We start from the raw sequence: 13,011 nt of genomic DNA, 5'->3' as shown, positions 1-13,011 counted from the left end.
AACGTTCATTAAGGTGGTATCCATGCCCAGACCCATGGCGCGCCCCGGCGGGCGCAGTGCCCGTGTCCAACAGGCCGTGCACGCCGCCGTACGCGAACTCGATACCGAGGTGGGCCGGAGTGCACTGACCATTCCGCTGATCGCGGCTCGGGCCGGTGTCACCCCGTCGACGATCTACCGTCGCTGGGGCGACATCCAGGAGCTCCTCTCGGACGTCGCCGTTGAACACCTCCGGCCCGACACCGGTCCGGAAGACCTCGGAGACCTGACGTCCGACATGCGGGCCTGGGCCGAGCAGTTCGTCGAGGAGATGGCGTCGGAGGTCGGCCGTGCCTACATCCGCGACGCCCTCCTGGGCGACCCGGAGAGCAACAACGCGAGCCAGTGCTCGGCGTACGCCGCCGAGGCGATCAACGTCATCCTGGGGCGGGCGGGCGCCCGCGGTGAAACCGCCCCCGACGTCGAAACGGTCCTCGACGCCGTCGTGGCACCGATCATGTACCGCATCCTCTTCCGGCCGAGCCCCCTGGACGCTGCGTACGCACGGCGCTTGGTCGACGGCTGCCTGAAGTAGGAGTGGTACGGCCAGCGGTACGGCCCTGACGCTCGGGGAGTCATCGCGTCTGTTTCAGGGCGGTGGCGAGGTCATGGAGATGCCGGCGTACCGAGCCGCAGGTGAGGACACCACTGCCCGCGCCGGCCAGCTCCGCCTCTGCGGGCAGGAGCGCGGCATGGGCCCGTTCCATCGCGACACGGTGGGACACTGTGACGGCCGCCTGAGCCACCAGGCACCACAGCGCCTCGTACAGGAGGCCGGGCGGCGGGTCCGGAAGCCGGTCCAGCAGTTCCTCGGCCTCGGTGCGGCGGTCCTCGGCCAGGAGGACCAGCGGAGCGGCCCACTGCCGGTGGGGTCCCCAGTCGGCCCGTTCGTCGGCTCGGGCGGGCTGTCGATGCCGCACGCGCAAGCAGAGCAGTGCGAGCGGCAGCAGCCCGCGTTCCACGCCGGGCATGCCGACGCCCTCCAGCCGGCCGGCGGCAGCCCGATAGGCCGCTTCCGCCTCGGGTGGCGGGCCGGTCGCGGCAAGGCGCAGGGCCCGGTACCACTGGGTGAACACACCTACCAGCGGCAGCTCGTTGCGCTCGGCGAGGCGGTCTGCGGCGGCCGCGTGCCGTTCGGCTCCGGCAAAGTCCGCGACGGCGCTCCGGGCCTGGACGCGGATGAGGTGTCCGAGCACCTCATAGGTGATCAGTCCGTGCCTGGCGGCCAGGGCGATGACCTCGGCGCCTGTGCTGTCGCGGCGGGCCGACAGGCCGGCCCGGTAGAAGGTCTGCATGAACACACCGTTGAGGGCGAAGGCCAGCAGCGCGGGATCCTGGAGCCGACGGGCGATCTGCTCCGCCTGCCGGGCGGCCTGGAGAGCGCGCGCCGAGCGTGTTCCGCGGGATTCCAGCGCGATGGTGGTCAGCAGACGCGCTCGTGCGGCCTCGTGCCCTCCTGGCTGAAGGCCCATCAGGGTGCGCTCGGCCGAGGCGATGACGTCGGCCGAGTGTTGCGGGTCGTCGGCCTGGGTCCAGATCGCGGGAACGTCGTAGCTGCCGATCACCCGGGCGGTCAGCTCGGAGTCGCCGAGCTCCTCGGCGGCGGAGATGGTCGCCAGACGGTGCTTGCGGGCGGCCTCAAGACCACCGCCTCCCGTCACGGCGAGGTTGCGGAGCAGGTCGACGGTCGACTCCAGCCGTGCCCGTGGGCCTGATGTCAGGGTGCGGTCGTAGGCGGCTGCGGCGTCCGCCCACACTCTCCCCGGCGACCCGCTCGGCTCGACAGGGGCGAGGCGGTGGTCCTGCGCGAGGATGTCCGTCTCCAGGCGGCGCAACGCCGGCCCCGGATCGATCCCGAGTTGTTCGACGAGAAGGTTGCGGGCCCGGGCCAGTACTGCCAGTGCCTCGCCCTGGCGGCCGCTGCGGTAGAGCGCGAGGGCCAGCAGTCGCCACGCGTCCTCGCGCCAGGGGTGTTCGGAGACATGCGCGTCCAGATCGGGTACTGCGTCCGCGGCCCGGCCGAGGGCCAGTCGGGCCTCGGCCTGGCGTTCCACGGCGGAGAGCCGTAGCTCGCTGAGCCGTGAGCGCTCCGTGCGGGCCCAGATCTCCTCGGGGAAGTCGGCCAGGGCGGGCCCGCGCCAGCACCCCAGCGCTTGTTCCAGGCGGGGGAGAGCCTGCTCGGGCGGCAGAGCGGCCGCGCCGGAGAGCAGTTGCTCGAACAGCCGGCTGTCGACGCGGTCGTCCTCGGTGTGCAGCGCGTACCCCGGGCCGACCGTGACCAGCAGGCGGGCCGGCGTACGAGGCCGGCGCTCGGGTTCCAGGGCTCGTCGCAGCGCCGCCACGAAGGTGCGGACCGCACCGACCGCGTCCGAGGGCGGGTCGGCCCACAGATCCTCGACCAGACGCCCGACCGGAACGACCCGGCCTCGGGCGACGACCAGCCGGGCAAGCACCGCCCGGTGCCGCGGGCCTCGCAAGCCGACCGGGCGCCCTTCGCCGTCCCAGGCCACCACCGGGCCAAGGATCCCGAACGTGACGCTCACCCGTCGGCCCGCCTTTCGCTCATGCCCGGTGGTCAAGCCCTCGCTTGCTCATCTGGCTCTGTTCACGAGAACGGGAGTCGGTTGTCGACGACTTCGGGAGTCATTTCCCCAGTCTCATTCATGTTCATTGTCGATGAGTTCGGGAGTCACCGCGGCCTTCGAGCGCCTGTTATGGCCGATGCTGATTCTCCTGCGTCCTGGTTTGTCGTGCGGCGCGGGTCGTGGTCAGCGGTGCGGTGATGCACGCGGCAGCGAGGAGGATGCCGAAGGCGACTGTCAGGGCAGTGGTGTAGCCGTGGACGGATGCCGCACTCGGCGTGGCGTGACGTGCTGACGCCAGGTATGAAGCCGTGGCGCTGGCCGCGATGGTGTTGAGCAGTGCGGTGCCGAGTGCGGCTCCCAGTTGCTGGGAGGCGTTGTAGGCGGCCGATGCGGCTCCGATGTCATGCCTGTGCATGTCCGCGGTGGCCAGGCTGGCGGTCGGGGGCATGACGCAGCCGAGACCGAGCCCGGTGAGTACCAGGGCGGGCGCCAGGTACAGCGGCAGGATGTGCGTGCTCTGCGGTGTCAAGCGGGTCAGGATGAGCATCCCGGCGGCCGCGGCGAACAGGCCCGGCAGGATCAGCACCGCAGGCGCGACCCGTCCGTGCAGTTTCCCGGCGATGAGTGTGGAGCCGAGCAAGGCGGCCAGGGCGTTGATGATCAGCGTCAGGCCCGCCTCGACCGGTGAGTAGCCGAGGACGGTCTGTGTGTAGTAGCTCATGAACAGGTAGAAGCCGAACATCGCGACGAACATCAGGGTGATCGAGATGAGTGCACCGGCACGCAGACGGTGCATGAGTACGCGTGTCGGCAGCAGCGGGCGGGGGGCGCGCACCTCGACGGCTGCGAACGCGGCCAGCAGCAGGACACCGCCGGCCAGCAGTGCCAGCACCTTCGGTGAACTCCAGCCGAGCGGTTCGGCTTCGTTGAAGGCGTAAACCACAGCGGCGAAGCCCGCGGCGCTGAGCAGTGCGCCCGCAGCGTCGAGCCTTCCGGCGCCGGGGATTGGGCGGTCCGGTGGCACGAATGTCGTGCCGAGCACGGCGAGCAGGGCGACTGGGACGTTGATGAACAGGCACCACCGCCAGCTGGCGTACTCGGTCAAAAGCCCCCCTGCGACCAGGCCGAGGGCCGAACGGTGGCACCGACTGCGGCGAACACACCGAACGCCCGACCGCGTTCGTGCGGCTCGGTGAACGTCGTACTCAACAATGACAACCCGGCGGGCGCGAGCGCGGCGGCGAAGACACCTTGCAGGGCCCGGGCCCCGAAGAGCATCTCGGGGTTCACGGCAGCCCCGCCCAGCGCGGACGAGGCGGCGAAGCCGACCAGGCCGATGAGAAACATGCGCCGATGGCCGAGTGCGCCGCTGACTCTGCCGCCGATCAGCAGCAGTCCGCCGAAGGCCAGGGCATACGCGGTGATCGCCCATTGCCGACTCGCGTCGGACATGCCGAGCGCGCTCTGGGCGGAGGGCAGCGAGACATTCACGATCGTCCCGTCCATGACCACGAGGAGCTGGGCCGCGCTCACCGCCAGCAGCGTCCACCACCGCCGTTGCGCAGAGGCAGGTCCTCCCTTTTTGTCGCAGGTCTCGAAGGCAGGCTCCGCCCTGGGCGGCTCGATGTTTCGGGCATTCATGACTTCAAGTGTTTCGTTGAACTGATCCCGGAGACTTTTCCTCACCTCTGGTCGCCGGACCAGGGCCGATGAGCGGATAACCCTCAAGCCTCCGTTGAACCTTGGCGGGCGCCTCCCCAACTCGTGAACAGCGCCCATCGGCAGGTCAGCTCCCGTCGCTGGGGACGTGCCTGGGCGTGGGCTTGCAGCTCCACAGACGTTGAGCCAGAACCATGAGTCGTGAACCAAGTCACTCATCAGATGCTCATTCGCGGCGGCCACGATGGAAACACCTTCTCATCCACGGAAATGGGCCGGAACCATGGCACCTACCATCGCCAACTTCGACTACCAGCGGATCCACGTCGGCGATGACGTGTCCCTGAATGTGGCCACCGCCGGCTCGGGCACTCCGATCGTGCTGCTGCACGGCTTCCCGCAGACCCATCTGATGTGGCGGCATGTGGCCGCCGACCTCGCGACCGACCACACCGTGATCTGCCCGGATCTGCGTGGGTACGGAGACAGCGACAAGCCCGCCGAAACGGACGGCTCGGTCTACGCCAAGCGCACCATGGCCGCCGACATCCTCGCCCTGGCCGGTGCTCTGGGGCACGACCGCTTCGCCCTGGCCGGACACGACCGCGGCGCCCTGGTGGCCTTCCGCGCCGGACTCGACCACCCCGACAAGATCACTCACCTCGCCAGCCTCGATGTACTGCCCACCCTTGACATGTGGGAGGTGATGCACGGTGTGACCGCGGCTGTCGGCTTCCACCTGTACCTCATGGCCCAGCCTCCGGGCCTGCCGGAGCAGATGATCGCGGCCGGCCCCGACGCCTTCTTCGGTCACTTCCTCGACACCTGGACCAACGACCCGGCTGCCATCCCGCCCGGTGTCCGGGCTGCCTACCTGGAGGCCTGTCGTGGAGCGGTGCCCTCGATCGTGGCCGACTACCGCGCTTCGGCCGGGATCGACATCGCGCACGACCAGGCAGATCGCGCGGCCGGCAACCGGCTGCGGATGCCCGTCGCCGTACTCCAGCAGGACTGGGGTGCGGCCCTCGGCTTCGACGCGGCCGCGCTGTGGGCCTCCTGGGCCGCCGACCTGCGGCACCACACCGTCACCTGTGGACACTTCCTGGCCGAAGAGGCCCCCGACGAGGTGGCCAGGGCGCTTCGGGAACTCCTCGGCCGGTGACCGGCAGCGCCGACCGCATCCTGCCCATCGAGGCCACCGGTCGCCGGTGCCCTGCTGACCTTCCTCGCCAAGTAACCGTCGGTCTGCCGCGCGAATCCAGGAGTGACATCAGATGCGATATCTCCATCAACTGCGCCCATCCACCGGCGCGTTACACCGAGACGGCCTGCCCGGGCCATCGTGGCCGTGCTCATCCCATCGACCGCATCGCCACCGACCGGCCGTACTACTCGGGGAAGCACCGCAAGCACGGGATGAATGTGCAGGTCATCGCGGCCCCGTACGGCAGGCGGCTATCGGCTTCGCCAACCCTGCCCGGTGCCGTGCACGACATCCAGGCCGCCCGCACCCACGGCATCATCGATGCGCTGACGGACGTCGGCATTTCCTGCTGGGCCGACAAGGGCCACCAAGGCGCTGGCGGCGCAATCCGCGTTCCCTGCCGCGGTCGTTGGCACTACCTCTCGGCAGGCCAGCAGGCCGTCAACCGCTCCCACGCCAAAATCCGAGCGCTCGGCGAACAAGCCATGGCCACCCTCAAGACCTGACGCCTCCTGCGCAAGCTGCGGTGCAGCACGAGTCGCCTCACGGACCTGGTCAAGGCCGTGCTGGCCCTCCACCTCCAGCCTGAGATCAGGTAGATGTCTCAGTCTCCGGACCACCCCCAGAAGTAGATCTCCTGTGGCGTCCCGTGGTCGTCATGCAGTATTGCGCAGCGGCCGTAGCCGCGCTCGCGAGCAAGGTCCTGGATCGCTGGAACGTGTTTCCGGGTGAGCCGTTCCGTGCCGGTGGCCCTCCGGGCCTCTTCGGCGGTCACCGGCTGTACCGCACAGATCTCGGGTTCCTCATCTTCCCCTTGAACATGGAAGACATCGAGAATCGAGTGCGTGCCGGAGTGCTGCGTCCACTCGTCGGCCCACAGTTCGTCCAGAGACAATGGTCGCGGCTGGCGCTCCTCCTCAGGAAGCCAGTCCTGGCCGCGCACCCAGTAGTAGTCACCAGCAAGGAACACTCGGTGCTGCAACTCCACCAGCGCGACGCCAAGATCCTCCTGGTGAGGCACGTAGTAGTCCCAGGCCGAAGCACCCATGCTGCACTCCTTCGAGTCAACAGCCAGCGCGGTATTACGTCACAAGAACGCTAGCGGTCGCCTCCGACAGGCCATGAAGACTGACGACAACCCTCCTGCATCGCCTGCGGAGACGAGCTCAACGGTGACAACAAGGCGGACTACCTGATGGTGAAGCAGGACGGCTCCGTCGACGCCTACATCAACAACTGGGATCGCAGCGACCCCACGGCCCCCGGCCGCTTCACCAAGAAGGAGAACTTCGTCAAGGCCACCCACTACCCGGCGGACAAGTCCACCTTCCGCGACATCAGCGGCGACGGAAAGGCCGACTACGTCGTCATCTACGACGGGGGAGCCGTCCGCTGCCGGCTGAACGAAGGCGGCAACGGCTGAGAGACAGCCGGCCTTTACCGACACGCTGCTGACCAGATGCCGCCGACGGGTGCGGCGGCGGTGACCGGAGCCCGTAGGGCAGCCGGGGGAGCGTGGTCCTCGCCGGCGTGCACATCAGGGCTGGAGGAACCCCGCCTCATGTACCAGGATCGCGGCCTGGACGCGGTTGGTGCAGCCGAGCTTGTTCAGTGACCGGCTCACGTGCGTTTTCACGGTTGCTTCCGTCATGGACAACTTCGTGGCGATGTCGGCATTGGACATGCCCTCCGCAACGAGGCACAGAACGTCGCGCTCGCGATCGGTGAGGCCGGCCAGGCGCCCCCGCGCGACGTCGAGGAGGGTCGAATTCCGTCGGGAGAAGTGCGTAACCAGTCGGCGGGTCACAGTGGGTGCGAGCATGGCTTCGCCTTTATGGACGACCTTGACCGCCTGGATGAGATCTCGCGGTGGTGTGTCCTTGAGCAGGAATCCCATGGCTCCCGACTGGAGTGCGGCGTGGACGTACTCGTCCAGATCGAACGTGGTGAGCACGATGACTTTGGGCGCGTTCGGCAGAGCGTGGATCTTCCGGGCGGCGGTCAGACCGTCCATTCCTGGCATGCGGATGTCCATCAGTACGACATCGGGGCGGCAAGTACCGGCCAGGCGAACGGCCTCCGCGCCGTCGCAAGCCGCTCCGACCACGGTTATCCCCGGATCCATACTCACGAGGTTTCCCAGCCCGCAGCGGAACAGTTCTTCATCGTCGACGACGAGAATGCGGATGGTCATGCCGCCCCCTTCACCGCGGGAATCCAAGCAGAGACCTGGAAACCGCCCCCAGGACCCTCTGCGGCGAGAAAGGTTCCCCCGAGCACGCTGACGCGCTCACGAAGTCCGTTCAGGCCGTGGCCGCCGCTGGGCAGGTCCAGCAGCGGCCGTGTCGAGGGAGCGTCGTTCTCCACGGTGACGCGTAGCCCGCCGGGGAGGTAGTGCAGGTGCACGACGGTGGTGGCGTGGCCGGCGTGCTTGTGCACGTTGGTCAGTGCCTCCTGTACCAGCCGGTAAGCGGTGCGCTCCGCAGTGCCGCCGAGCGGATGCCGCTCGCCCGAGATCCGCAACGCGACCGGTACTCCCGTGTCCCGGGACTGCTGAAGCAGCTTGGTCAGGTCCTCCAAGGAGGGTTGCGGAGACAGCGGCACAGGGCAGTCTTCCTTGTCGCTGAGCCGAAGCACGCCCAGTACCTGTCGTAGCTCCCCAAGAGCCTGCCGTCCGATCTGGCCGATCATCTGGCCCGCTTGGGCCGCCCGCTCACTCTGGTCAGGGTCGATCTCCAGGGCGCCCGCGTGCACGACCATGAGACTGACCCGGTGGGCGACGACGTCGTGCATTTCCTGGGCGATCCGGGTGCGTTCCTCACTGCGTGCCTGCTCGGCCAGCAGATGCCGCTCCCGTTCCAGTCGCTCGGCTCGCTCCTTGAGGTTCTCCATCACCGTACGGCGGGCCGTGATGTACAGGCCGAACAGTACGGGGACGACCACCAGGCCGAGTTCCACGTAGGTTTCCGGCTCCCACAGCATGAGACCGCGTTCGGAGCGCACGAACCAGACCCTGCCGACAGCAACGGCCAGGAAGGCGGCACCGGAGACCACCACCAGGGCTCCGCGCGAGCGCCCATGCCTGGCCGCGGAGTACAGAGCGATCGGCAACGCGGCGCGGGGCGTGAAAGACGGAATCGGCGCGAGCACCAGCGTCGCGACGGCGACAGCGACCGGATAGCGCCGCCGCACGATCAAGGTCAGACCCACCGCAATGGCCATGGATCGCACGGATGGACCCGAATTCCCCCAAGAGGTATCCGCGACGTACAGCACGTTCACCCACGTGACCGTGACCGTGATCGTGACGTCCAGCAGCAGCTCCCTCCAGGACTCCCACCACAACAAACGGCGTGTACGGGGGTGCTGGTGACGTATCAAGGCGCCGAACCGGTGAAGCGGCGTGGGGTCGGAACGCAGGGAATGCTGGGAATGACGGAAAAGTTGCATCGGGCAGACCCTAAGGCCAGGCGCGTGGCAAGGAACTACACCCACAAGCTGATTCGACGTTGACTTTGGTCGTACTTCGCGGCGGTTCCCCTCGTACTTTCGGCCGAGGGGCCCCAGGTGCCGCTGTGTTCCTCACGCGGTGACTTTCCGTTGAGCCCATGTCACCGGGCTGAGCGTGGTGGGGGATTGAATCAGGACCCGCGCAGGGATGGCGACAAGTTTCTGTTTCGGCGCATCATCCGCCCCGTTCATGAGGGTGATCTTGTAGACGATATAGCCGATGTACCAGCCTCCGTTGACACGTTCGTCGATCCAGCCGAAGTGGCCGCCGGGGACGGTGGTTTCGACCGTCTCATCGCGCATACTCGTGAAACCGTTCGTAGTGGTCGTCGACTGGCTGTACTCGAAACTCCCCTCGACGCCGATTTCCCCGGTATCCGTCTTGCCGATCTTGGCGTTGACCTTCCCGCCCACGGACCACCCCGTGGTGTCGCTCTCCGTTTTGCTGACCGTGGCCTGCTGCTTGAAGGTGAGCTTCGAACCTCCCGCGACGCGCGCCGTTGCACCGTTGCTCGGGTAGGACTTCTCCAGTACGCCGACAAAGCCACATGCCGGCTCGACCGCTACTCCTGGCACGGGAGATATCCCCTGCCTACGGCATTCCTCCTTGGCGGTCATCCCATTGTCGAACGGACCGCGCGGGATCCACGGTTCGATGTCGTCCTGGCTGCTTGTACGGATGTCCGGGCTGTCCTTGACGGCGACGTCAGGATCAAGATTGAAGACGCTTCCGAGCTGGGTCTGCACGTCCTCAAGTGCTTTCTGGTGCGGATACTTGCTCTCCACCTCGGCGAGCGGGGTCAACTTGGTTTCCAGCCCGCTGACCGGGTAGCCCATGATGGCTTCTGAGCTATTGAGGGGAGCCGTCCGCGCGAGCATGGCGTCGACCTGCGCGTCGTTGTCGTACCACACGCCGTCGGCCGCGAAAGCCGGGGAATGGGTGCCGATCAGCGAGGCTACGGTGAGGCCGGCGGTCGCGAGGGCCGTGGCGGCCCGCCGGGTCCGCGTACGGCCGGAAATTCCTGTGCTGGGTTTGATGGGTGTCCTCATGACTCTCTCCTCATCCGGGAGACTCTTTTCCGCCTGATTCAGACGCGGTAGCGAGAAGTATGGTCGCCGCTATCTCCGGAGCGCATCCATCGAAAGAGTGCCATGAGGTGAAACGAAAGTTGCAGGGATTTCCTGTTCCTTACCGACTCCTCGGCCGGTGGAACCGAAGTGGGGAGCTATTACGTCTTGCGGGTCGGCGCGAGATCGCCATGACGCTGAATGTGCAGTGTGCGAACGGCACGTTCACCGAAGAGAACAGCCCAAGGAAAGAGCAAGAGCCTCATGAACGAACGAATCACTCCGCAACCGTCGACAACCCATGAATGGAGAGGGGCGGCCACCTCAGGGACGGCCGCCGCCACCCCAGGGCGCGGCCTGACCGGTATGAGAGGACGCAGCCGCCGTCAGGTCTGCGCGGTGCTTCTCCTGGTCTTCGGTGGGTACATCCTGCCGGTGGCGGGCTGGTTGATCGGCGGTGTCGTATGGCTGGTCACCCCAGGATGGAGCACCCGTGTCAAGACGGCCGGGCTGCTGGTCTGGCCGCTGTGCACGCTGGGCCTGGTGGCCACCAGCGCCGCCACGTACTGGCTCATCCTGCCCTTGGGGGACCCGGTTTCCTCCATCGCCACGTCTCTCTTCCTGCTGGTGCCCAGCAGCTGGTTCCTGCTGCTGTTGACGGCCGCCTGGACGCTGCTCGGTGCTACGAGCGCACCCCGCGACGTAGAGGGAGACCCGCAGTGACGTGGGCGCGGCGTACGGGAACGCGGTCCATGCTCGTCACGGCCGTCCTGGCCATGACCGCCACCCTGTTCACGGGATGCGCCTCGCCTCCGCGCAGCGATCGCTCCCGGCCGGCCGTCCCTCCGCCGCCGACCGTCACGTCTACCGAACAGGCAGGCCCCGCACTGCCTCATGTCTCGCCGACGCCCCGTCAGATCCGCCGCACCGGCCCCGACCTGCCGGTCCCCGCCACCGTGGACGTAGTGCGCGGCGAGGGCGCCGATGACTCTGCCGTACAGCGCATCAACCAGGCACTCCGCTCGGCAGGCGCCACCGAGGTGCGTGTGTCCGGCCCTGAGGCGATCACCTCCACCGACGTATATGTCTCCGCCCCCGAGAAGGCGCCCGCCACTGACGTAGGCGCCCCCGGGCTCAAGAAGGCGACCACCACCGGCGGACGACCGCCCCTCACCATCGTCATCGGCCGGATGGACAGCGAGCCGGTGGCCGGCCTACTGAAGCGCAGCAAGGCCTTCGGCCAAGGCACCCTCCCCGCAGAGGGCTACCAGATCACCACCGGCTCGCTGCGAGGCCGCGCGGGCGTCTTGCTGGCCGGCAAGGACACCGACGGCGTCTACTACGCGGCCCAGACGTTCGCCCAGCTCATCCACCGTTCCTCCATCGCCGGAGCATCGGTCGTCGACTATCCGTCCATGCCGCAACGAGGCGTGGTCGAGGGCTTCTACGGCAGACCATGGACCCACCGGACACGCCTGGCCCAGCTGGCCTTCTACGGGCAGATGAAGCTCAACACCTACCTTTACGCACCCAAGGACGACCCGTACGAGCGGGACCGATGGCGCGACCGCTACCCAGCAGGGCAGGCGAGCCGGCTGACCGACCTGGCAAAGGCCGCCCGCGCCCACCATGTGCGCTTCACCTACGTACTCTCCCCGGGCAAGTCCATCTGCTACAACTCGCCCGACGACCGGCAGGCCGTCACCGACAAGCTTCAGTCCCTCCACGACCTGGGCATACGCGACTTCGCCATCGCCTTCGACGACATCCACCCACTGCCGGTTTGGAGCTGTGCAGCGGACTTGGCCCGCTGGGGAACAGTCACCGAACAGTCCCTGGCCGCCGCCCAGGCCGAGCTGCTCAACCGCGTACAGCGGGAATTCATCGACCGCCACCGCGGAATACGGCCACTGCGGATGGTCCCCACCCAGTACAGCGACCTGTCCGACACCCTCTACAAGAGAACACTGCGCCACCAGCTGGACGAGCACATCGGCATGATGTGGACCGGCACCGACGTCCTGCCCACCAGTATCACCGCAGACCAGGCACGCGACGCCGCGGCAGTGTGGGGCCGCGACGTACTGCTGTGGGACAACTACCCCGTCAACGACTCCGACCAGACCACCGGTCGCCTCCTCCTGGCCCCCTACGCCAAGCGCGCCAGGAAGCTGGACGAACACCTCTCCGGTGTGGTGCTCAACCCGATGAACCAGGCCTCGGCCAGCAAAGTAGCCGAATTCACCGGCGCCGATTACGCGTGGAACACCCGGGCCTACGACCCGACGACCAGCGCCCGCGCAGCCGTCGACCACCTCGCCGACGGAGACCCCGCGACCGTCCGGGCACTGCAACTCTTCTTCGACACCCAGCATATGGCCCCCAGCTGGAGCGGAGCCCCCTGGCAACCACAGGCCCCTGCCCTGGCCGCCCGGCTGGAACGTTTCGACAAGCAGTGGGCACGAGGCGAGAAGCGCCAGGCCGCAGAACAACTGTGCTCGTACGCCCACTTGATGGCCACAGCACCCGAGCAGATCAGAACCCATGTCACAGACCGAGGCCTGGCCGCAGAAGCCAAGCCCTGGCTGGACGCCCTCACCTTGTGGGGCCAAGCCCTCACCGCCACCTGCGACGCGCTCCAGGCACGCCTCGACGGGAATGCAGAGCGGGCCGGCGAGTTGCTGACCCTCTCCCGGGCCAAGGCGGACCAGGCGTCAGAACTCCGCACCATCCCGGGCGCTACCCGGCCCCAAGGCGCCATCAAAGTTGCCGACGGCGTACTCGACACCTTCCTGAAACGAGCCCCTGCACTCCGCTGACCCCGCCAAGAGCGTCGACACCCCGACCGGCTTCTCCTGGATCAACCAGGACGAGCGAGGGTTCGGGGCGGTGAGCGGGCCGTGCGCGCCAACCGACATACTGCGTGCGATCTTTCTCCTGCCCCGA

At 67.7% G+C, this 13,011-nt stretch carries 10 protein-coding genes and 2 pseudogenes; 6 read left to right on the top strand and 6 right to left on the bottom strand.

Annotation, left to right across the window (positions count from 1 at the left end):
• Positions 1-22 precede the first annotated feature (22 nt).
• Complete coding sequence (locus KI385_RS08390; RefSeq protein ID WP_238571580.1) at positions 23-574, top strand: TetR/AcrR family transcriptional regulator; 552 nt, start codon at positions 23-25, stop codon at positions 572-574.
• A 40-nt stretch (positions 575-614) separates the two neighbouring features.
• Here KI385_RS08390 and KI385_RS08385 read toward each other — a convergent pair whose 3' ends face one another.
• Complete coding sequence (locus tag KI385_RS08385) at positions 615-2,582, bottom strand: AfsR/SARP family transcriptional regulator (protein ID WP_238571579.1); 1,968 nt, start codon at positions 2,580-2,582, stop codon at positions 615-617.
• A 169-nt stretch (positions 2,583-2,751) separates the two neighbouring features.
• A pseudogene (locus KI385_RS08380) lies at positions 2,752-4,265 on the bottom strand (MFS transporter).
• A gap of 301 nt (positions 4,266-4,566) precedes the next feature.
• Between KI385_RS08380 and KI385_RS08375 the strand changes: the two are divergent.
• Positions 4,567-5,445, top strand: coding sequence for an alpha/beta fold hydrolase (locus KI385_RS08375; RefSeq protein ID WP_238571578.1), 879 nt, complete (start codon positions 4,567-4,569; stop codon positions 5,443-5,445).
• 182 nt (positions 5,446-5,627) lie between these two features.
• Positions 5,628-6,086, top strand: a pseudogene (locus KI385_RS08370) (transposase family protein); the annotation flags it as partial.
• 5 nt (positions 6,087-6,091) lie between these two features.
• On the opposite strand, the gene KI385_RS08365 reads toward KI385_RS08370, so the two are convergent.
• Complete coding sequence (locus tag KI385_RS08365; protein WP_238571577.1) at positions 6,092-6,535, bottom strand: hypothetical protein; 444 nt, start codon at positions 6,533-6,535, stop codon at positions 6,092-6,094.
• A 147-nt stretch (positions 6,536-6,682) separates the two neighbouring features.
• Between KI385_RS08365 and KI385_RS08360 the strand changes: the two genes are divergently transcribed.
• A complete protein-coding gene (locus tag KI385_RS08360) occupies positions 6,683-6,910 on the top strand; it encodes a hypothetical protein (RefSeq protein WP_238571576.1) in 228 nt (75 codons plus the stop codon).
• A 114-nt stretch (positions 6,911-7,024) separates the two neighbouring features.
• On the opposite strand, the gene KI385_RS08355 is transcribed toward KI385_RS08360, so the two are convergent.
• From KI385_RS08355 to KI385_RS08345, 3 genes are all read right to left on the bottom strand, one after another.
• A complete protein-coding gene (locus KI385_RS08355) occupies positions 7,025-7,681 on the bottom strand; it encodes a response regulator (RefSeq protein WP_238571575.1) in 657 nt (218 codons plus the stop codon).
• Positions 7,678-8,763, bottom strand: coding sequence for a sensor histidine kinase (locus tag KI385_RS08350; RefSeq protein WP_238571574.1), 1,086 nt, complete (start codon positions 8,761-8,763; stop codon positions 7,678-7,680). Before KI385_RS08350 ends, KI385_RS08355 begins: the two co-directional genes overlap by 4 nt.
• A 306-nt stretch (positions 8,764-9,069) precedes the next feature.
• The gene (locus tag KI385_RS08345) at positions 9,070-10,047 is read right to left on the bottom strand and encodes a hypothetical protein (protein WP_238571573.1); all 978 of its coding nucleotides are present in this window, start codon (positions 10,045-10,047) and stop codon (positions 9,070-9,072) included.
• 384 nt (positions 10,048-10,431) lie between these two features.
• Here KI385_RS08345 and KI385_RS08340 point away from each other — a divergent pair, with 384 nt between their 5' ends.
• Positions 10,432-10,788, top strand: a complete 357-nt coding sequence (locus KI385_RS08340; protein ID WP_238571572.1) for a hypothetical protein — start codon at positions 10,432-10,434, stop codon at positions 10,786-10,788.
• Between the two features lie 29 nt (positions 10,789-10,817).
• On the top strand, positions 10,818-12,884 hold the full coding sequence (locus KI385_RS08335) for a glycoside hydrolase family 84 protein (RefSeq protein WP_238571571.1): 2,067 nt from the start codon (positions 10,818-10,820) through the stop codon (positions 12,882-12,884).
• Positions 12,885-13,011: the final 127 nt, after the last annotated feature.

This window comes from Streptomyces inhibens (assembly GCF_022221585.1).
Taxonomy (GTDB): Bacteria; Actinomycetota; Actinomycetes; order Streptomycetales; family Streptomycetaceae; genus Streptomyces; species Streptomyces inhibens.
The sequence above is the reverse complement of the archived record's forward strand: the minus strand, read 5'-3'. Positions and strand labels throughout refer to the sequence as shown.

Excerpts from the sequence above, each read along its gene's own strand:
- KI385_RS08345 (WP_238571573.1), bottom strand. The coding sequence starts at position 10,047 with ATGAGGACACCCATCAAACCCAGCACAGGAATTTCCGGCCGTACGCGG.
- KI385_RS08375 (WP_238571578.1), top strand. The coding sequence starts at position 4,567 with ATGGCACCTACCATCGCCAACTTCGACTACCAGCGGATCCACGTCGGC.
- KI385_RS08365 (WP_238571577.1), bottom strand. The coding sequence starts at position 6,535 with ATGGGTGCTTCGGCCTGGGACTACTACGTGCCTCACCAGGAGGATCTT.
- KI385_RS08390 (WP_238571580.1), top strand. The coding sequence starts at position 23 with ATGCCCAGACCCATGGCGCGCCCCGGCGGGCGCAGTGCCCGTGTCCAA.
- KI385_RS08355 (WP_238571575.1), bottom strand. The coding sequence starts at position 7,681 with ATGACCATCCGCATTCTCGTCGTCGACGATGAAGAACTGTTCCGCTGC.
- KI385_RS08360 (WP_238571576.1), top strand. The coding sequence starts at position 6,683 with ATGGTGAAGCAGGACGGCTCCGTCGACGCCTACATCAACAACTGGGAT.
- KI385_RS08340 (WP_238571572.1), top strand. The coding sequence starts at position 10,432 with ATGAGAGGACGCAGCCGCCGTCAGGTCTGCGCGGTGCTTCTCCTGGTC.
- KI385_RS08335 (WP_238571571.1), top strand. The coding sequence starts at position 10,818 with ATGCTCGTCACGGCCGTCCTGGCCATGACCGCCACCCTGTTCACGGGA.